General features: G+C 60.6%; 14 protein-coding genes. 7 read left to right on the plus strand and 7 right to left on the minus strand.

Features of this window, described 5'->3' with window-relative positions; genetic code table 11:
- Positions 1 to 38 precede the first annotated feature (38 nt).
- On the minus strand, positions 39 to 1730 hold the full coding sequence (gene ggt, locus DXZ77_RS05525) for a gamma-glutamyltransferase (RefSeq protein ID WP_115032627.1): 1692 nt from the start codon (positions 1728 to 1730) through the stop codon (positions 39 to 41).
- Positions 1731 to 2117: 387 nt separating this feature from the next.
- On the opposite strand from ggt, the gene DXZ77_RS05530 reads away from it, so the two are divergent.
- From DXZ77_RS05530 to DXZ77_RS05555, 6 genes are all read left to right on the plus strand, one after another.
- Positions 2118 to 3707, plus strand: a complete 1590-nt coding sequence (locus DXZ77_RS05530) for a leucyl aminopeptidase (protein WP_258553158.1) — start codon at positions 2118 to 2120, stop codon at positions 3705 to 3707.
- A gap of 128 nt (positions 3708 to 3835) precedes the next feature.
- On the plus strand, positions 3836 to 5884 hold the full coding sequence (locus DXZ77_RS05535) for an acyltransferase family protein (RefSeq protein ID WP_258553159.1): 2049 nt from the start codon (positions 3836 to 3838) through the stop codon (positions 5882 to 5884).
- Between the two features lie 126 nt (positions 5885 to 6010).
- The gene (gene sucB, locus DXZ77_RS05540) at positions 6011 to 7630 is read left to right on the plus strand and encodes a 2-oxoglutarate dehydrogenase, E2 component, dihydrolipoamide succinyltransferase (RefSeq protein WP_115030577.1); all 1620 of its coding nucleotides are present in this window, start codon (positions 6011 to 6013) and stop codon (positions 7628 to 7630) included.
- 175 nt (positions 7631 to 7805) lie between these two features.
- Positions 7806 to 8495 (plus strand): lipoyl(octanoyl) transferase LipB, encoded by a 690-nt coding sequence (lipB, locus tag DXZ77_RS05545; RefSeq protein WP_115030579.1) that lies wholly within the window; start codon positions 7806 to 7808, stop codon positions 8493 to 8495.
- A gap of 128 nt (positions 8496 to 8623) precedes the next feature.
- On the plus strand, positions 8624 to 9658 hold the full coding sequence (gene lipA, locus DXZ77_RS05550; RefSeq protein ID WP_115030581.1) for a lipoyl synthase: 1035 nt from the start codon (positions 8624 to 8626) through the stop codon (positions 9656 to 9658).
- A gap of 144 nt (positions 9659 to 9802) precedes the next feature.
- On the plus strand, positions 9803 to 10525 hold the full coding sequence (locus DXZ77_RS05555; RefSeq protein WP_115030583.1) for a DUF4191 domain-containing protein: 723 nt from the start codon (positions 9803 to 9805) through the stop codon (positions 10523 to 10525).
- Positions 10526 to 10598: 73 nt separating this feature from the next.
- Here the strand turns inward: DXZ77_RS05555 and DXZ77_RS05560 are convergent, their stop codons facing one another.
- Positions 10599 to 11057 (minus strand): RDD family protein, encoded by a 459-nt coding sequence (locus tag DXZ77_RS05560; protein ID WP_115030585.1) that lies wholly within the window; start codon positions 11055 to 11057, stop codon positions 10599 to 10601.
- 109 nt (positions 11058 to 11166) lie between these two features.
- On the opposite strand from DXZ77_RS05560, the gene glnA reads away from it, so the two are divergent.
- Positions 11167 to 12624, plus strand: a complete 1458-nt coding sequence (gene glnA, locus DXZ77_RS05565) for a type I glutamate--ammonia ligase (protein ID WP_220181598.1) — start codon at positions 11167 to 11169, stop codon at positions 12622 to 12624.
- A gap of 98 nt (positions 12625 to 12722) precedes the next feature.
- On the opposite strand, the gene DXZ77_RS05570 is transcribed toward glnA, so the two are convergent.
- Genes DXZ77_RS05570 through DXZ77_RS05590 form a run of 5 tightly spaced genes read right to left on the minus strand, consistent with a single transcriptional unit; the run spans position 12723 to position 19430 of the window.
- Positions 12723 to 13265, minus strand: coding sequence for a MarR family winged helix-turn-helix transcriptional regulator (locus DXZ77_RS05570; RefSeq protein ID WP_115030589.1), 543 nt, complete (start codon positions 13263 to 13265; stop codon positions 12723 to 12725).
- 59 nt (positions 13266 to 13324) lie between these two features.
- Positions 13325 to 14455, minus strand: a complete 1131-nt coding sequence (locus DXZ77_RS05575; protein ID WP_115030591.1) for a sensor histidine kinase — start codon at positions 14453 to 14455, stop codon at positions 13325 to 13327.
- Positions 14439 to 15119 (minus strand): response regulator, encoded by a 681-nt coding sequence (locus tag DXZ77_RS05580; RefSeq protein ID WP_115030593.1) that lies wholly within the window; start codon positions 15117 to 15119, stop codon positions 14439 to 14441. The genes DXZ77_RS05575 and DXZ77_RS05580 overlap by 17 nt, the downstream gene beginning before the upstream one ends.
- Positions 15116 to 18091, minus strand: a complete 2976-nt coding sequence (locus tag DXZ77_RS05585; protein WP_115030595.1) for a bifunctional [glutamine synthetase] adenylyltransferase/[glutamine synthetase]-adenylyl-L-tyrosine phosphorylase — start codon at positions 18089 to 18091, stop codon at positions 15116 to 15118. The genes DXZ77_RS05580 and DXZ77_RS05585 overlap by 4 nt, the downstream gene beginning before the upstream one ends.
- 1 nt (position 18092) lies before the next feature.
- Complete coding sequence (locus DXZ77_RS05590) at positions 18093 to 19430, minus strand: glutamine synthetase family protein (RefSeq protein ID WP_115032632.1); 1338 nt, start codon at positions 19428 to 19430, stop codon at positions 18093 to 18095.
- Positions 19431 to 19469: the final 39 nt, after the last annotated feature.

Consider the following 19469-nt stretch of genomic DNA (forward strand, 5'->3'; position numbering starts at 1 on the left):
GTGTGGACAGGCCGATTGGGTTGGTGTGGGTGGTGGTGTTATGGGCGGGGGTTGACGACCATGGCTGATCCACCTCCGCCGCGGGTGCGTTCGGCGGCGGGGATGAATACGCCTTGGGCGGGCATGGCGATGGCGGTGGCGCGTCCGAGGGTTTTGGCTTCGGTCATGGGTTGTCCCATGGCGCGGAGTGTTTCGCCGGTGGCGGATTTCATGAGTTGTGGTTCGGCGCCGGCTGCGGTGTTTCGTGATGACAGGCGTGGGGTGTTGATGGCTTCGACTGCGGTGAGGTTACGGTCGAGGTAGCCCAGGAGGATTTGGGCGGTGGTGCTGATGATTGTGGATCCGCCTGCGGCGCCGGTTGCGAGGATGGGGCGTCCGTTGTTGGTGACGATTGTTGGTGACATGGATGAGCGGGGGCGTTTGCCGGGGGCGGGGAGGTTGGGGTGTGGGATTCCTTTGGTGGGGGTGGTGAATTCGAAGTCGGTGAGTTGGTTGTTGAGGAGGAATCCGTAGCCGGGGACGACCATGCCGGAGCCGCCGAATTGTTCGATGGTGGAGGTGTATGAGGCGACGTTGCCCCATTGGTCAGCGACGGTGAGGTGTGTTGTTGAGGCGCCTTCGTTGATTTTTCCGGGTTTGCCTGCGGGGTGGGGTTTGCAGGGGCCGTATTTTCCGTCGGGGTTTCCGAAGGCGATGGGGCGTTGTGCGGCTTTGTCTGGGTTGAAGCCGCAGGCGCGTTCGGTTGCGTAGGCCGGGGAGATGAGTTCGTTGACGGGAGCTCCGGGGACGTCGGCTACCCATCGGTTGCGGTCGGCGAAGGCAGCGGCACTGGCTTCGGCGAAGCGGTGGAGGTATTGGGTGTTGTCTGTTTTTGATACGGGGATGCCTGTTTGTTTTTCGGTTTCCTGCATGAGGTTGAGGATTTCTGCTACGGCGGTGCCTCCGCCGCTGGAGGTGGGCATGCCGTAGATGGTGAGGTTTTTGTGTTTGCTGATTATGGGGTCTTTGGGGAGGGCGCGGTAGTTGGCGAGGTCGTTCATTGTCATTCCGCCGGTGGGGACGGTGACGCCGGGGGCGGTGGCGGGGTGGTTGACGGTGTTGACGATGGCTTTGCCGATGGGGCCGTGGTAGAGGGCGTCGGGGCCTTGGGTGCGTAGGAGGTGGTAGGTGCGGGCGAGGTCGGGTTGGCGCAGTACGGTGCCAGGTTGGATGGGTTTGCCGCCGGGCAGGAAGATCGCTGCGGTGGCGGGGAATTTGGCGAATCGTTTGGCGTTGTCGGCGGTTTCGGTGCTGAATGCTTGGTCGACGACGAATCCACGGCGGGCGATTTCTTCTGCGGGTTGGAGCATTTGGGATAGGGATCGTTTGCCCCATTGTTTGAGTGCCATTTGCCAGATGGCTGGGTTGCCGGGGACGCCGACGGATAGGCCTGAGTTGACGGCTTTGTCGAAGTTCATGGGTTTGCCGTCTGGTTCGAGGAAGGATGTTTCTCGGATGGAGTTGGGGGCGGTTTCGCGTCCGTCGATGGTCTGGACTTTTTTGGTTTTGGCGTCGTAGTGGACAAAGAATCCGCCGCCGCCTAGGCCGGTGGCGTAGGGCTCGACGACGTTGAGGACTGCTGTGGCTGCTACTGCTGCGTCTGCTGCGGTGCCGCCGCGGGCGAGGACGTCGATGGCGGTTTGTGTGGCGATGGGGTCGACGGAGGCTGCTGCGCCTCCGGAGCCGGTCATGGTTGCTTTTTTGGGGAGGCGGTGGCTGATGTGGCTGTTGCTGTGGGGATGAGGGCTAGGGATAGGGCGAGCGCGAGCGCTGTGCGATTTTTCATGAGCGTGACCATACGTCAACACTGTTGTGCCGCAGCTGTGTTGGCGGGTGTTTGCGCTGTGAGGTGGGGTCGTTGTGCTGGTTGGCCAGCCGGCTGGGGGTTTTGTTGGGGCTTGTTGTTTCTCTTGCCTTTTGGGCAGGCTGGGCGCTCTATTGTCGGTGGTGACACGCATGTCCAGGTTGGCTCGTTAACGCCATGCTTATCCCTCATGTGAGAAGCCACATGTATGGCTGGGGCATGCACACAATGGGGGACGAGTTGTCCGTGTTTTCTTCAATTTGAGAGGTTTTTCGTGATCGATATCAATGTGAGTGTCCAGAGCGCTGCTGAGGCTGGCGTTGATGCTGTGGTGGTTTTTGCGACGAGTGTTTCTGGGCGGGCTGTGCTTGTTCCTGGTTCGCGGTTGCCGCAGGAGACGCAGGCTCATGTGGAGTCGGTGTTGGAGGCTGTGGCTGCTTCGGGCAAGGCTGATTCTGTGACTGCTGTGGTGGGCGCCCCTGGTGTGGCTGCCAAGCTGATTGTGGTCGTGGGATTGGGTGCGGGTGTTCCGGAGAAGTTGGCGCCGGAGAAGTGGCGTCGGGCTGCTGGTGCTGCGGCGCGTCATTTGTCGGCTCACCGTCAGGTCGCGGTGGTTGCGCCTGTGGCTGATGAGGATGTCGTGGGTGCGCTGGCTGAGGGTGCGGCGTTGGGGTCGTACCGTTTTGTGGGGCACTTGTCTGCGAAGGTGCGGGAGCGTCGTGCGGCTAAGCAGGTGGGGCCGACGTCGGTGACGGTGTTGTTGGAGCAGTCGTCTGAGGAGCTCGCTGATGCTGTGGCGCGGGCGAGTGTGGTGGCTACTTACCAGTGCTTGGCTCGGGATTTGGTCAACACGAGCCCGAATGTGTTGTACCCGGAGACGTTCGCTGATCGTGCAGTGGAGCTTGCTGGCGAGCACGGCTCGTTGTCGGTAGAGGTTTTAGACGAATCTGCTCTGGTTGAGGGCGGCTTCGGCGGGATCGTGGGTGTGGGGCAGGGGTCGGTGCACCCGCCGCGGATTGTGACGCTTTCTTACCGGTCTGAGGGCGCAACGACCACGGTGGCGTTGATTGGTAAGGGCATCACCTTCGATTCGGGTGGTTTGTGCATTAAGCCTGCCGACAGTATGGCGACGATGAAGTGCGACATGGGTGGCGCTGCGGCGGTGCTTGGCACGGTGTTGGCTGCTGCTGAGTTGGAGCTGCCGGTGGCTGTGACTGCGTACCTGTGCTTGGCTGAGAACATGCCTGGTGGGGCTGCGCAGCGCCCGGGTGATGTGGTGACCATGCGTGATGGTTCCACGGTGGAGATCATCAACACAGACGCTGAGGGTCGTTTGGTGATGGCTGATGGGTTGGCTCTGGCTGTGGAGTCGGGGCCGGATGCGATTATCGATGTGGCTACTCTTACCGGCGCTGCCATGGTGGCTTTGGGGTCACGTACGGCTGCGATCATGGCCAACGATGATGATTTGCAGGTAGCGCTCACTGAGGCTGGCGGGTTTGCTGGTGAGGCTGTGTGGCCGATGCCGATTGCTGAAGAGATCCGGGCAACGTTGGATTCGGATGTGGCGGACTTTAAGCACACGGGTAGCCGTTTGGGTGGTGCCATGTCTGCTGCGGCGTTCTTGCGTGAGTTTGTGCCTTCCGGTGGCGCTCATGGTGTTGGTGCGGCTGAGTCTGGTGATGGTCAGGTCACTGATGGTGCTGAGGCTGTGGCCGCCGATGACAAGAAGCACATTCCGTGGGGTCACATTGATATTGCTGGGCCTGCTTTCAATGAGGCGAGCGCGTATGGGTACACGGTTAAGGGCGGCACGGGATATGGCGTCCGCACATTGATCGCTTTCTTGGAAGGGCTTGAGTAACAGCGAAATCGGTCGATTCGGGGAGGAGTGATCTCCGGTCCTGGCTCTAGTGCCGGGGCTGGAGGGGTCACTCCTCCTTGACGTACCGCGTGGTGCGTTCACCTCGAATTAGTGGAGGCACCTCCCTCGTGACCACGTTGCTCAATAGTCCTGCTCAGCGCGGTACTCGCGCTGCCCGTCATACGCGGGTGGATTCTTTGGATGGGATTCGTGCGTTGGCGGTGATCGCGGTGATCGCTTATCACGTGTCGTTGCCGGGGGCTGATGGTGGTTTCCTTGGGGTGGATGTGTTTTTTGTGTTGTCGGGGTTTTTGATCACCACGTTGCTGATGCGGGAGCTGACTGGCACGGGGCGGATCGATTTGGGTGGGTTTTGGGTGCGGCGAGTGTTGCGGCTGCTTCCGGCTTCGCTGTTGTTGATTGTGACTGTGGTTGGGGTGTCTGCTTTTGTGGCTGCGCCGTTTCGGCGGGCTGATATTGGGGCGGATGCGTTGTGGTCGTTGTTGTATGTGGGGAATTGGCGGTTTATTGATGCCGCTGGGTATTTCAGTAATGACGGCAGTACTTCGCCTTTGCAGCATGTGTGGTCTTTGGCTGTGGAGGAGCAGTTTTATGTGGTGTGGCCGTTGCTGTTGGTGGCGTGTGTAGCGCCGTGGGTGCGGGCGTGTAGCCGTGTTGTCGGTGTTGAGGGTGGTCTTGATTCTGCGGCGCGTTCGGAGATCGCTGCGGTGCGGCGGGTGGCGGTGCGGCGTGGTGTTTTTGTGGTGGCGTTGGTGGTGGGGGCGGCTTCGGCGGTGTGGTTTGCGTGGCTGTATGACCCGCACACTGCTGAGCGTGCCTATATGGGCACTGATACGCGGGTGTTTGCGCCGTTGGTGGGGGCGGCGGTGGCGGCGTGTATGCAGGTTCGTGGGGTGCAGTTGTTTGTGACGCGTCGGGCTCAGCCGTTGATGGCTTTGGGGTTGGTTGGGGTGGTGGCGGGGTTGTGTTTGTTGGGTGGCCAGCACAGTCCGCGCCCGGCGTATTTTTTGGGTGGCGGGGTTGCGTTTGCTGTGGTGGTGGCGGTTTTGGTGGCGGCCACGAGTGCGGCGGATCGGCGTGAGGGGCTCACGCTTGTGTTGGGGTCGACTCCGTTGGGGTGGATTGGGCGGATTTCGTATGGCATGTATTTGTGGCATTGGCCGTTGGTGGTGTGGATCATCGGTGATCGGCAGTGGAGTCCGGTGCGTGCGGCTGTGGTGGTGGTGGCTACGGTTGTGGTGGCTCAGTTGTCGTACACGCTGGTGGAGGTGCCGTTGCGTACGGGTCGGTTGCGTGCGGTGGCGCCGGTGCGGTTGCTTCCGGCTGCCGCTGGTGTGGTTGGGGTTGCCACGATGGTTCCGGCGGTTTTGGGTGGCACGGTGTGGAATCGGGTTATTCCTGCTGTTGCTGGGCCTCAGGTGGGGGAAACGTCGTTGGTGTTGGTGGGCGATAGTGTCATTCAGCGTTTGTTGCCGGCTTTGGATGTTGAGGCCAGGCGGCGTGGGGTGACGGTGCTTAGTGGTGCCCGGGGCGGTTGTCCGGCGTTGTTGGTGAAGGCTACTAATGCCAGTGGGGCGCCGTTGAGTGGCGGTAATTGCGCGGCGCAGGTAGGTGAGCGTCAGGCGAAGGCTGTCGATGAGGCTAAGGGGGGTGTGGTGGTGTGGTGGTCGCGGTATGAGATCGCGGATCGGGTGGGTGCTGATGGTCGTTTTTTGGCTGCGGGGTCTGCGGATTTTTGGGATGCGCAGATCGCGGATTTCCGTAAATCTGTGGATGCGTTGACGGTGCGGGGTGCGCGGTTGGTTGTGGTGGAGATGGATCGTCCGGGGGTTGGGTTGGATAGTCGGTGTTCGCCGACGGATTGTCCTGAATTCCTTTCGCGTATGCGTAACCGTGATGAACTTCGCGTTGAGTGGAATTCTCGTTTGCGGGAGTATGCGGCTTCTGACCCGCGGGTGAGTGTGATTCGTATGGACGATTTGTATTGCCGGAATGATGTGACTCCGTGTGATGATCATGCCCCTGCTCGCGCGTCGGCCAAGGATGTTTTCCCTTCTCCGGAAGGTTCTTTAACGCGACCGGATGGGGCGCACTTCTCGCCGGCAGCGGCTCCTGGGGTTGCTGCTGCGCTTCTTGACCGCGTCGCTGCTGGCTGAGGCCGCGGTGGGTTGCGCGGTGGTTGAGATACCGCTGGCCGCTGTGAGGTCGTCCTCATGGCACGTGTCCACTGACACATCGGCCTAGAGTGGTACTGAACAAACGACTACGGAGGGATCGCTTTCATGTCCGATCGCGTCACAATGCCGACTCTCGGTGAGTCTGTCACCGAGGGCACCGTCACCCGCTGGCTCAAGAGCGTGGGCGACGAGGTGGCCGTTGACGAGCCGCTTCTCGAGGTTTCGACCGACAAGGTCGACACCGAGGTGCCGTCCCCGTTCAGCGGGACGCTTGTCGAGATTCTCGTCCCCGAGGACGAGACCGTTGAGATCGGTACCGATCTCGCCGTGATCGGTGACGCCTCCGAGGCGTCTTCGGCCCCTGCTGAGGAGGGCGCGCCTGAGCCGGCCGCTCCCGCCGAGGAATCTGCCCCTGCTGAGGAGGCCGCTGCGGCTGCTCCGGCTGGTGAGGTTTCTGGTGGGCAGGAAGTGAAGATGCCTGCACTGGGTGAGTCTGTCACCGAAGGCACCATCACCCGCTGGCTCAAGGAAGAGGGCGAGGAGGTCGCCGTTGACGAGCCGCTGCTGGAGGTTTCGACCGACAAGGTCGACACCGAGGTGCCGTCCCCGTTCGCGGGCAAACTAACCAAGATCCTTGCCGCAGAGGACGAGTCCGTCGCGGTGGGTGGCGTGTTGGCGATCATCGGTGGCGAGGCCGCTGCTGCTGCACCGGCTGAGGAAGCCCCGGCTCCTGTGAAGGAAGCCCCGGCTGCTCCGGCGAAAGAAGCCGCTGCCGCACCGGCAGACTCGGCTGACTCTGGTGCTGCCGCGTACGTCACCCCGCTGGTGCGTAAACTCGCCGCGCAGCACGGTGTGGACCTGTCTAAAGTCAAGGGTTCGGGTATCGGTGGCCGTATCCGTAAGCAGGATGTCCTTGAAGCCGCTAAGCCTGCTCCGGCCCCGCAGGCCCCGGCTGCTGCTGCCCCCGCTCCGGCTGCCGCTGCTGCACCGGCTGCTGCTCCTGAGGTGAAGGTCTCGGAGAAGCGCGGCACCCGCGAGAAGATGACCCGTTTGCGTAAGGTCATCGCTCAGCGCATGAACGAGTCGCTGCAGATTTCGGCTCAGCTGACCAGCGCTGTCGAGGTTGACATTACGCGGGTTGCGCAGCTGCGCGCGAAGAACAAGGACGCGTTCCTTGCTCGTGAGGGCGTCAAGCTGACCTACCTGCCATTCATCTCGTTGGCCACGGTTGAGGCGCTCAAGCAGTTCCCTGAGCTGAACTGCCAGGTTGAGGGTGAAGAAATTGTCTACCCGGCGGCTGAGCACCTGGGCATCGCCGTGGACACCCCGCGTGGTTTGCTCGTGCCGGTCATCAAGGATGCTGGCGACCTGAACATCGCTGGTATTGCGCGCAAGATTTCTGACCTTGCTTCTCGTACTCGTGACAACAAGGTCACACCGGATGAGCTGGGTGGCGGCACATTCACCATCACGAACATCGGTTCTAACGGTTCGATCATCGACACCCCGATCATCAACCAGCCGCAGGTTGGCATCTTGGGTACGGGTGCGATTGTTAAGCGCGCAGTTGTTGTCACTGACGAGCTTGGCAACGACAGCATCGCGATCCGTCACATGATGTTCTTGACCCTGACCTACGACCACCGCGTGGTTGATGGTGGCCTTGCTGGCCGCTTCTTGACCACGATCAAGAAGCGCCTCGAGGGTGGCGCCTTCGAGATCTGAGTTGTGAATGCTTGTCTGGGTGGCTAAGCCCAGATGGACATAAGTGAGGGGCTGTTTCCTCCTGATCGAAGGAGGCAGCCCCTCACTGTTGTTGGGTTTTCTCACCTTGTGGGGAAGATCTTCGGTGATTGCACTGACTGCGCAGCTGGCCAGGTGGGGGGTCTAGGCTGGTGTTATGCGTTTCGAGCACGTGGGTTTGGCGCCTCATTTCGTCGATTATCAAGCCGGCTGGGACTATCAGCGTGAAGTGCACGCGAAAGTTGTGGCTGGTGAGCTCGAGGACACTGTGCTGCTGTTGGAGCACTCCCCCACCTATACGGCGGGTAAACGCACACAGGACAAGGACCGCCCCAAAGACGGCACTCCTGTGATCGATGTGGACCGGGGCGGGAAAATCACGTGGCATGGCCCGGGGCAGCTGGTGGGGTACCCGATCGTGCACTTGCCTAACCCGATTGATGTGGTGGCGCATGTGCGGCGTTTGGAGCAGGCGATCATGAATGTCTGTGACCATTTCGGGGTGCCCACGATGCTCGTTGAAGGGCGTTCGGGCGTGTGGGTGGCTGCAGATGAACGCGGACCGGAGCGTAAGATCGCCGCGATCGGTATTCGGGTTACGCGGGATGTGACGATGCATGGGTTCGCGATCAACGCGAACTGTGATTTGTCGTGGGCGCAAAACATCATTCCGTGTGGGCTTGATGATGCCGGGGCGACAAGTTTGTCTTTCGAGCTGGGGCGAGATGTCACGGTCACTGAGATCCTGCCAGTGGTGGAACGTGAGATTTTCCAAGTGATTTCGCCTTACACGAGCGTCGCGGAGCAGGCGCACCGAGCCGCAGATCGGGTATTGGGTTTGGGATAGAGGTGAAGCGCTGACCGCCGCGGCGGCGCTACGCTCACCATGACCTGTCCTGTCTGGGCGCGCCATGATGCTCCCGCCCGGGCGTAGTCTGTTAGGACACATTCGTCGATGCCCTTGGAGACACTTTCGTGACCGCAGCACCTGAAGGCCGTCGCCTCCTTCGCGTGGAAGCGCGTAACGCCACCACGCCGATCGAGCGCAAACCCGAATGGATCCGCACGACGGCCAAGATGGGTGAACAATTCACCCAACTGCACGGCATGGTTAAACGAACCGGCCTGCACACTGTTTGCCAGGAGGCGGGGTGCCCCAACATTTACGAATGCTGGGAGGACCGGGAAGCCACATTCCTTATCGGCGGTGATATTTGCACCCGCCGATGCGACTTCTGCGATATCGCCACTGGCCGTCCTCGACCGATGGACCCGAGCGAGCCGCGCGCGGTGGCTGAGTCGATTAAGTCGATGAATCTGCGGTACGCCACGGTGACGGGTGTTGCCCGTGATGACCAGCCCGACGGGGCCGCCAAACTGTACGCGGACACCATCCGCGAAATCCACGCATTGAACCCCAACACGGGCGTGGAGATCCTTCCTCCTGACTTCGGTGCACAGCGTGAACTAGTGGAGCAGGTGTTTGAGGCTCGACCGGAGGTGTTCGCGCACAACCTGGAGACGGTGCCGCGCATTTTCAAGCGGATCCGGCCGGCGTTCCAGTACGACAAGTCGTTGCGGGTTATCACGATGGCCCACGAGTACGGGCTGGTAACCAAATCGAACCTGATTTTGGGGATGGGCGAGGAAGACCACGAAATTGAGCAGGCTATTCGTGACCTCCACGAGGCTGGCTGCGACATCCTCACCATTACGCAGTACTTGCGCCCCTCTAAGCTGCACCACCCGATTGATCGTTGGGTCAAGCCGCAGGAGTTCGTAGCCTGGTCTGATTTCGCTAAGTCGATCGGTTTCGCTGGAGTGATGGCTGGCCCGTTGGTGCGCTCCAGCTATCGCGCTGGCCGCCTGTGGGTGCAGGCGATGCGGGAGGCTGGCCGTCCACTTCCGGAGAACCTGAGCCATCTTGGTGAGGGCATGGATGAGCCCGCACGTCAAGAAGCCGTGTCGTTGGTGGAGAAGGCAGCTGCCAAAGATAAGGCGGCTTGCTGACAGCCTCTGACGTGGCACGCGACCGATTCGGTAGGCTTCACCGGGTCGGTCGCTGCGTGCATACGCCCGCACGTTACGGCCCTTGATAGACATCACTCTTTCTGCGGTTTCACCCTCATTCTTCGACGAGGAGCCCCACCGGACATGGCAACCAGCGAACGCGGCAACGACAAGCCCAAGAAGAAACGGTTCAGCCAGCTCAAGCAGGTATTTGAGCTTGCCTCTCGTGAACGCCCGCGCATCCTGTGGGAGATGATCGGGATCGTCGTCGGGATGGCGCTGCTTGGCGCTGTGATCGGCGGGTCTTTCGGGCACCCGATTTACGGCGGTTTCTTGGCTGTTTTGATTGGCGTGTTGGCGGCAATGTGGCTTCTGAGCAAAACTGCTGAGCGGGCTGCGTATGCTTCTCTTGAAGGCCAACCGGGTGCTGGTGGGGCTTTGCTGCAGAGCGTGCGCGGCTGGGCAGTAGAGCAGGAGCCTGTCGCTATCGAAGGCGGCCGCAACCCCTCCATGCACGACGCAGCCCTGGTGTACCGCGCGGTTGGTCGCCCCGGTGTAGTTCTCGTGGCAGAGGGCCCTCGTGGGCGCGCCACCCGCCTGCTGGCTAACGAATCGAAGAAGACTGCCCGTTTGGTCCCGAATGTGCCGGTTCACACTTTCCGCCTAGGCCACGATGAGGGTGAGGACGCCACCCGCCCCACCATGTTGACCAAGCAGATGCGTAAACTTCCCAAAAATCTGACCAAGCACGAGGTCGGTGAGGTAGATCGGCGTTTGCATGCTCTTGGGCGAGTGAAGGCACCGATCCCCGCAGGGATCGACCCCACGAAGGCCCGCCAGATGGGTAAAGGACAGCGCCGTCGCTGACCTTCACCGAAAGGTCTGCAATTCGTGTTGGGGGTGTGCACACCCCCAACACTTTTATGCGCTGCTGCGGGTTTTAGCGCCGAACAATCACTGTTCCAGCCAAGAGATCATGCAGGCCTCGCCCATCGGTGTCATTGATGAACGGGGGAATCGCTAGACACAGCAATACCGCCCGAATCGTCCCGGCTTTCCATCCGACCCACCCCCGGGGCAGCCGCTCCACCCTGATCCCCAACAGACGATGACCGATAGTGGTCCCCACCGTAGAGACGAGCACGATATTCATAACACCCAGCACGAGCAGCGGTTTAAACGCATCAAGTCCGGGCGCATTTGGGGTGAACCCCAACAGTCCCACGGCGATGATCTGGCTGATGAAACCATCAATCAAGATGGCCACAACCCTGCGCCCGATACCGGCCATCGAGCCGCTGCCTTCTTCAGGTAGGCCTAGACGTTCTCCCGGGTAGGCTCCCCCACCCACTCGCTGGGGGCCTTCCAGCCACGAGCCAATGTCTTCACGATTAACCACACCACCAGCTTAGGGTGGATGCGGCCCTGCGTAACGTGGCCGAAACAATAGGGTCATTGCGGGGAAACCGGCACCAACTAAGGTTCGAACCGAACGACCATCACGTCTCATGCAATGGGTGAGGCGACGACAGGAGGCTGGCGTGTTCACCAAACCCGAGGAAGTCCTCAAATACATCAAGGACGAGCAGATCGAGTTCGTCGACATCCGATTCTGCGATCTGCCGGGCGTGATGCAGCACTTCAACATCCCCGCTTCCACCGTGGATGAAGATTTCTTCACCGAAGGTCAGGCCTTCGATGGCTCCTCGATTCGTGGTTTTCAGGCCATCCACGAATCCGACATGAAGCTGATCCCGGACATCAAGTCCGCATATCTGGATCCGTTCCGCATCAACAAAACCCTCATCATGAACTTCTCGATCGTGGATCCGTTCACGGACGAGCCCTACTCCCGCGACCCGCGCAACATCGCAGCCAAAGCAGAAGCGTACTTGAAGTCCACAGGCATCGCGGACACGGCATTCTTCGGCGCCGAAGCCGAGTTCTACGTCTTCGACGACGTACGTTTTGAAACCAACGAACGCTCCGGCTACTACTTCATCGACTCTAAAGAAGCAGCCTGGAACACTGGCCGCGTCGAAGAAGGCGGAAACCTCGGTTACAAAACGCCGTACAAGGGTGGCTACTTCCCCGTCCCGCCGGTAGACCACTTCGCCGACATGCGTGATGAAATGTCCAAGGTGATGGCGCAGGTCGGGCTCGAGGTAGAGCGGGCACACCACGAGGTCGGCACCGCTGGTCAGCAAGAAATCAACTACAAGTTCAGCACCTTGCTGCACTCCGGCGATGACCTCATGAAGTTCAAGTACGTCATCAAAAACGTCGCCTGGCAGGGCGGGAAATCCGCGACTTTCATGCCCAAACCGCTGTTCGGCGATAACGGCTCGGGTATGCACACCCACCAGAGCCTATGGAAAGACGGCAAACCGCTGTTCTACGACGAGGCCGGCTACGGCGGCCTGTCTGACATCGCCCGCTGGTACATCGGTGGCTTGCTTGAGCACGCCCCGGCAGTGCTGGCATTCACCAACCCGACCGTGAACAGCTACCACCGCCTCGTGCCTGGGTATGAAGCACCAGTCAACTTGGTGTACTCGGCACGTAACCGCTCGGCGTGCATCCGCATCCCGATCGCTGGGGCCTCCCCGAAAGCCAAACGTATCGAGTTCCGTATCCCGGACCCCTCAGCTAACCCGTACTTGGCGTTCGCAGCACAGCTCATGGCAGGCCTGGACGGCATCCGCAACCGTATCGAGCCGCCGGAGCCGGTCGACAAGGACCTGTACGAGCTGCCCCCGGAAGAGCACGCACAGATCAAGCAGGTTCCCGGATCGCTGCCGGAGGTGCTGAAGGCACTGCGTGAGGACCACGACTTCCTCACCGAAGGTGACGTGTTCACCGAAGACCTCATCAACACGTGGATCGAGTGGAAGACGAAGAACGAAGTGGACCCGATCCGCTTCCGTCCCCACCCACACGAGTTCGAGATGTACTACGGCATCTGAGGCGTAACTAGCTGAAAGACCAGACAAACGTGGTGGGGTTTCCTGAACCAACTGGTTCGGAAAACCCCACCACGTTTTTGCTGATATGGGTGCGTACTTTACGCAGCCGGGCCTGGACGGACCTGCCCTTCAGGGTCAACACGTTGAAGGATCTCGTTCGTGATCTCACCGAAACGGCAAATCTGTTCCCGGGTGAGTGGGTCCATAAGGAGTTCACGAACCCGTGCAACATGCCCCGGCGCTGCCGCCTCAACTTTCTCCCGACCCAACGGGGTCAGCCGGGCCAGCGTCGAACGACGATCCGCAGGATCCGTAGCCCTGACAATGAGACCTTCCCGCTCTAGCCGTTTAGCAACATGGCTCAGCCGAGAAAGCGACCCACCAGTCAGGACCGCCAAGTGACTCATCCGCACCTGAGGTGGCTCTTGTTCGCTGAGCATGGCCAATACCATGTACTCAAAGAACCTCAACCCAGAATCGCGCTCCAACTGCCCATCCAGCAGGGTGGGTAATTTAATGAGCAGCCCAGCAAAGCCCACCCACGCTTCACGCTCATCACTGTCGAGCCATCGTGGCCCCTGCGGCTCTGGCACTGCATTGCCGGCCGCATGGGCGCCACCGCTCTTACAATCCCCTGACATGTGTTCAAGTCTACGGCAGTAGTTGAGTGTTTCTCTGGGCTACTTCGCTGGTACCCAGGTCATCTCATCGGAACCCACCAGTGCAGCAGTGTCCCTCCTTCGAGACGGCGATGGGCGATAAACGCTCCCCCATGACTGCGCGCACGGTCAGCCAAATTATCCAGACCGCTACGGCGCCCGCCATCAGCGATCCCTACCCCATCGTCAATAATCACTACCGACACCGCTTCATTATTGACTCGCACAGTCACTGACCCATCTGTGGCCCGCGCATGCCGCACCATGTTCGTCACCCCCTCACGGGCGACAGCAACAACATCGCTTTTTACCTGCACGGGTATCTGTTCGACACGCCCTTCAATCACTAATGCGGGAGCAAAAGGCCCCGCCGCCGCTGCCTGGCGCACCAAGGACTCCAGCTCGTCTTTCACCTCACCTGCAACGGGGATCAAGCTTGCGCCAGCAACCACCTCACGCAGCAACGTGACTGTCTCTTCCATGTCACGCACAGCATCATCCAGGCGGGTTCGGGTAGCACCACCAGCGGTACGTGCCGCCACCTGCAACGACATCCCTGAGGCGAACAACCGCTGAATCACGTGATCGTGGATATCCCGCGCGATACGTTGCCGCTCCCGAGAAACTTCCTGCCGGGCGTGCGCACACGCACGGCGCTGCTGCTCACGAGCCGCCTCAATGACCCGAGCCGCCCAGGTAGCAAACCACGACAACTGCCCAACCCCGCCACGTGGGGCACCAGCAGACATCGGCCACCCGAGCACCAAAAGTCCCACATCACGTACCGCAGTGAACATCGGCAAAACCAATAGTACCGTCGAGCCCTCAACACCGATACAGCTACGCAGGTCCTGCACAAGTTCCCCCGGGCATTCCCCTTGCTCACCTTGCGGGAAAATAACTGGGTCATGATGACGCAGAATCCGCCCCCACACACGGCTACGAAAAACACCCTCACCGACAGCAACATCCCACGAAGGATCGACCGCCTGCATACGCAGACATCCCCCCTCACCAGGCAAAGCAACTACAGCAAAACTAGCCGCACTAGCCTGCCTAGCCTGCTGCGCCACCACAGCAAACAACTCCGCTTGCGCGCATCCCTCCAGCGCAGCCATCGACAGCATCAGCAGCGCCTGCACCCACGATTCCCGCTCAGTTAAAGAGGTCATCACTGTGCGTTGCTGCAAACACCGCGGCCTGAGTACGTCTCTTCATTCCCAGCTTGGCCAGGATCGCCGTGATGTAGTTCTTCACAGTTTTCTCCGCAAGGAACAAATCCTCACCGATCTGCCGGTTCGTCATTCCCTGCGCCACCCGCGCCAGGATGCGCAGTTCTTGCGCAGTCAAGCTCTGCAGACGTGGATCAGAAACATCAGTCCCCCGATCAGTGCTGCGCTGTGGAGTGCAGACCGGACGGCGAGCATCCAGCCGTGTCTGTCCCGCGGCGAGCGCACGCACGTCGGCAAGAAGTTTTTCACCCCTGACGTCTTTAATGGCGTAGCCGCAGGCTCCAGCGCGCAGCGCTGCGGTGAGAGCTTCTTCGTCATTGAAAGAAGTGAGGATGAGTGAGCGGATTTTTTCATCGTGGGCGCGTACCGCCCGACATACATCGACACCCGACCCATCGGGAAGTCGCATGTCGAGGATGGCAACGTCCGGGTGGGTGGATGGGATGTGTTGTACAGCTTCTGCTACCGAGGAGGCCTCACCGACCACAGTGATGTCTGGTTCTAGCTCCAGCAAGTCGCGCAGGCCACGGCGCACGATTTCGTGATCATCGAGCAGGAACACGCGGATCGGTTTGGAGGGGGACGCGGCCTGCAGCGTGGTCATAACGTCTCCTGTCCGTAAAAGCGGCGTTCCATCACCTCGCGTGAATGACGCGCCAGTCGTAGGTAATGCTCACCTGTTTCTGGCCCAGATCCCGGCCCCCAACCGAGAATACGGGCCATCGCTTCTGCATCGACGACATGCTCCGGTACCGAATCAGCGGATCTGCCTCGCCACAGCATCACCGCGTCACGCATTTGGGAGGCGGTGACCCATGCTTCCTCTAACGCCACGCCCTCGATCTGAGTCAACAATCCCAGATCAACGGCGGCTTGTAGAGCTTCTAGGGTGCTGGTGGTGCGGAGTGTCGGGTGTTTGTGGGCATGTTGTAGCTGGATCAGCTGCACTGTCCATTCCACATCTGAGAGACCACCGCGTCCCAATTTGAAGTGCCGGCGAGGGTCGGCGCCGCGCGGGAGCCGTTCACCCTCCATGCGGGCCTTGAGTTTGCGGATCTCCCGGACCTGTGCATCGGTAAGTCCACCTTCGGCCCAACGGTAGGGGTCCACCGCCTGCACGAATTCTTCTCCCAAGTCGTCGGGTCCTGCGATCGGCCGTGCACGCACCATCGCCTGCCGTTCCCAAGCTTGCGCCCATCGTTGCATGTAGCTGCGATACCCGGCGATGGACCTACTCAATGGCCCGGTTTTACCTTCGGGGCGCAGGTCCATGTCGAACCCTAAAGAAGGGTCTGGACCCGGGGCGCTAAGCAAAGAACGCACCTGTTGGACGATCTCTTTCGCAGCTGCTGCGGCGTCTTCATCACTGACTGCCTGACAAGGACGGTGCACAGCAAGAACGTCCGCATCCGAAGCGAACCCGCATTCCCGCCCCCCCAAACGGCCCATCCCGATGAAAGCGACCTGCACCGGCAGCTGCCCATGCTCGACGATATAGATCCGTTCAGCGACATCCAAAGCCGCCTGCACAATCGCTTCATTCAGGTCAGACAATCCACGCATCGTCTCTTCGGTAGAAGAGGTATCGATCAGGTCACCCAACGCACACCGGAACAATTCCGAACGCCGCACTTTCCGGGCCGTCACCATCGCCTCAGCTGGGTCGTCTTGGCGTTTCATCGCAGCGCGCATCGTGGCTAACACCGCTTCCCGCGAGCGCGGCAGCACTGCGGCATCACCGGAAAGGATTCGTGCTGCATCGGGGGTTTGTTCCAGCAGCGACACTAAAAACCTGCTGCGCGCCAACACTCGGGCTAGCCGTTCTGCTGCTTTGCCTTCATCACGCAGCATCCGCAGGTACCAGGTGGTGTGCCCCAAAGATTCACTGATACGCCGGAAGGCGAGTAGCCCGTTGTCTGGGTCGACTTCTTCGGCGAACCAGCCCAGCATCACTGGCAGCAGTGTTCGCTGGATCGCTGCTGTGCGGGAGACCCCTGCGGTGAGTGCTTCGATGTGCCGTAGCGCTCCGGCGGAATCGCTGAACCCCAATGCGGCGAATCGTTCTTTCGCTGCCTCTGGGCGCAGCCTGGCGTCTTCGGGGCGTAGCCGCGCCACCGCGGACAACAACGGTCGGTAGAACAACAGTTTGTGGATCTGGCGGACTGTGCGTTTGTGTTCTTGCCACACCGCGGTCAATGACTCCGCCGCGGGCGCGGCCAGGCGCAGTCCCCGCCCGATTCGTTGCAGGTCGTGTGGCCCCTGCGGCATGAGGTGGGTGCGTTTCATCTTTGCGAACTGCACCCGGTGCTCCACTGAACGCAAAAACCGGTATGCCGCATCTAACGCGGCTGCGTCTTCACGGGCTACATAGCCCCCGGCGGCGAGCGCCGCTAACGCCTCCAGCGTGTTACGTGATCTGAGGGATTCATCGGTGCGGCCATGTACTAGCTGCAGCAGCTGCACGCTGAACTCGACATCTCGTAATCCGCCTGACCCCAGTTTGAGTTGGCGGTCTACCTCTGCTGGTGGGATGTGGCGTTCTACGCGTGCTCGCATGGCCTGCACATCCGTGACGAAGTTTTCACGGCTGGCTGCCTGCCACACGAAGGGTCGGATAGCTTCCTCGTAGGCCTGCCCAAGCTCTGCGTCTCCGGCGACGGCGCGGGCTTTCAGCAGCGCCTGGAACTCCCACGTTTTGGCCCAGCGTTTGTAGTAGCGCACGTGCGATGCCACGGTCCGCACAAGTGGCCCTTGTTTCCCCTCAGGCCGCAGTGCCGGATCCACCTGCCACAATGTCCCTTCACCCGTGTGGGCAGAGCAGGTCCGCATCACCTCAGCGGCCAATACTGTGGCTGCTTCGATGCCTTCCTCCTCGCTGACTGCCTCAGCGGGTTCGCTAACAAAAATCACATCCACATCCGAGATGTAATTGAGCTCCCGGCCACCGCACTTACCCATCGCGATCACCGCTAACCGGGCCTTACTGCCCGCCTGCGGGTGGGTTTCGTGTGCCACGGCTACTGCGGCCTCCAGTGCCGCCCCAGCTAGATCGGCTAACGCCGCGGCAGTGTGATGGACCGTTGCTTGCGGGTTCGGTGCGCTCACATCAAGGGCAAGGATGCCTAGCAGCTGCCGCCGATACGCCACCCGCAGCGCATCCTGACTGCTCAGATCACCGCGCCCCTGCGGACAGACGGCCTGGAGAAGATCACGCACTCGCTCTGAGGCCTCCATGGGGACGGCATCAATCACAGCGCAGATGTGCTCTGGGTGGCGCACCAAGTGATCCCCCAACGCCACCGACTCCCCCAGCACCCGCAGTAGCCGATCCCGGCCAAGGGACTGTGTCGTTAACAGGTCCTCTAACCGGCCCCGTCCCACCGCCGCGACCAGCCGGACCAGAGTTTTTAACGCCAAGTCCGGGTCAGCGACCTGAGATATCGCCGTCAGTAATGACCCGCCTGGGGCGCTCCATCCTTCCAGTTCTGCAGCGGTAGCAAACCGTGCCGCTGAGGCCGTATCTTCAAAACCTGCACGTGCCAACCAGCCCGTCAAGGACACCGAACGCGTATCCATGTCAGCGGTCGGGCAAGAACTGCTCGAGCTCGAACTTGGTCACCTGTGCTCTATACCGATCCCACTCGTCGTGCTTGTTCCGCAAGAACGCCTCGAAAAGATGCTCCCCCAACACTGCGGCCACCAAGTCAGAGCGTTCCATCTCCACGATCGCTTCCTTCAACGACTCCGGCAACGGTTCAAAACCAAGCACCTGGCGTTCCCGGTGCGTCAACCGAGAGACATCATCTTCTGCCTCCTCAGGCAACGCGTACCCTTCCTCGATGCCTTTGAGCCCGGCCGCGAGGATCACCGCATACGCCAAATACGGGTTCGCCGCTGAATCCAGTGTGCGCAACTCGATCCGGGTGCTGGCTTCCTTATCCGGTTTGTACATGGGGACACGGATCATGGCACTGGAGTTGTTGTGCCCCCACGAGATATACGCCGGTGCCTCCGCCCCGCCCCACAGCCGCTTATACGAGTTCACCCACTGATTCGTCACCGCGCTGATCTCACGGGCATGCTTCAGCAGCCCTGCCATGAAAGACCGCGCAGTTTTACTCAACTGATACGGCGCCCCCGGCTCATAGAACGCGTTGCGCTCCCCTTCAAACAAACTCAAATGCGTGTGCATCCCCGACCCGGGAGCGCCAAACATCGGTTTAGGCATAAAAGATGCCAACGCGTTCTGATCGAGCGCGATCTCCTGCACCACAGTCCGGAACGTCATGATGTTGTCGCACGTGGACAGCGCATCCGCGCTACGCAAATCAATCTCGTTCTGCCCTGGACCAGACTCATGATGCGAGAACTCCACCGAGATCCCCATCTGCTCCAAAATTTGAATCACCGTGCGCCGGAAATCCTGGCCCAACCCATGCGACACGTGATCGAAATAGCCAGCACGGTCAACCGGATCCAACGGGTCACGGGAATTAGCGGGCTGATTGAACAGATAAAACTCGATCTCCGGGTGCGTGTAGAACGTGAACCCCATATCGGCGGCCTTCTGTAACTGACGCCGCAAAGCAAAACGCGGATCAGCGTAACTCTGCGACCCATCCGGCAACAAAATATCCGCGAACAACCGACCCGTACTCGGCGCCTGCCCCCGCCACGGCAAAATCTGGAAGCTACTCGGATCAGGCTTAACCAACATGTCAGCTTCCGTGATACGCGTGAACCCCTCGATCGCACTACCGTCGAAGCCGATACCCTCCTCGAACGCGGACTCCAACTCCGCCGGCGCAATAGCCACAGACTTCAACGTGCCCAACACGTCGGTAAACCACAACCGCACAAAGCGGACATTGCGCTCCTCCACGGAGCGAAGGACGAACTCCTCTTGGCGATCCATACCGCCGATCATGCATCATCCCGGCGCCGCCTCGCTGGA

This window comes from Dermatophilus congolensis, from assembly GCF_900447215.1.
Lineage (GTDB): Bacteria > Actinomycetota > Actinomycetes > Actinomycetales > Dermatophilaceae > Dermatophilus > Dermatophilus congolensis_A.

Coding starts and splice junctions, on each gene's coding strand:
- DXZ77_RS05570 (WP_115030589.1), bottom strand. CDS start 13,265: ATGTCAGGGGATTGTAAGAGCGGTGGCGCCCATGCGGCCGGCAATGCA.
- glnA (WP_220181598.1), top strand. CDS start 11,167: ATGCAATGGGTGAGGCGACGACAGGAGGCTGGCGTGTTCACCAAACCC.
- sucB (WP_115030577.1), top strand. CDS start 6,011: ATGTCCGATCGCGTCACAATGCCGACTCTCGGTGAGTCTGTCACCGAG.
- DXZ77_RS05575 (WP_115030591.1), bottom strand. CDS start 14,455: ATGACCTCTTTAACTGAGCGGGAATCGTGGGTGCAGGCGCTGCTGATG.
- lipB (WP_115030579.1), top strand. CDS start 7,806: ATGCGTTTCGAGCACGTGGGTTTGGCGCCTCATTTCGTCGATTATCAA.
- DXZ77_RS05555 (WP_115030583.1), top strand. CDS start 9,803: ATGGCAACCAGCGAACGCGGCAACGACAAGCCCAAGAAGAAACGGTTC.
- DXZ77_RS05585 (WP_115030595.1), bottom strand. CDS start 18,091: ATGGATACGCGTTCGGTGTCCTTGACGGGCTGGTTGGCACGTGCAGGT.
- DXZ77_RS05580 (WP_115030593.1), bottom strand. CDS start 15,119: ATGACCACGCTGCAGGCCGCGTCCCCCTCCAAACCGATCCGCGTGTTC.
- ggt (WP_115032627.1), bottom strand. CDS start 1,730: ATGACCGGCTCCGGAGGCGCAGCAGCCTCCGTCGACCCCATCGCCACA.
- DXZ77_RS05590 (WP_115032632.1), bottom strand. CDS start 19,430: ATGGATCGCCAAGAGGAGTTCGTCCTTCGCTCCGTGGAGGAGCGCAAT.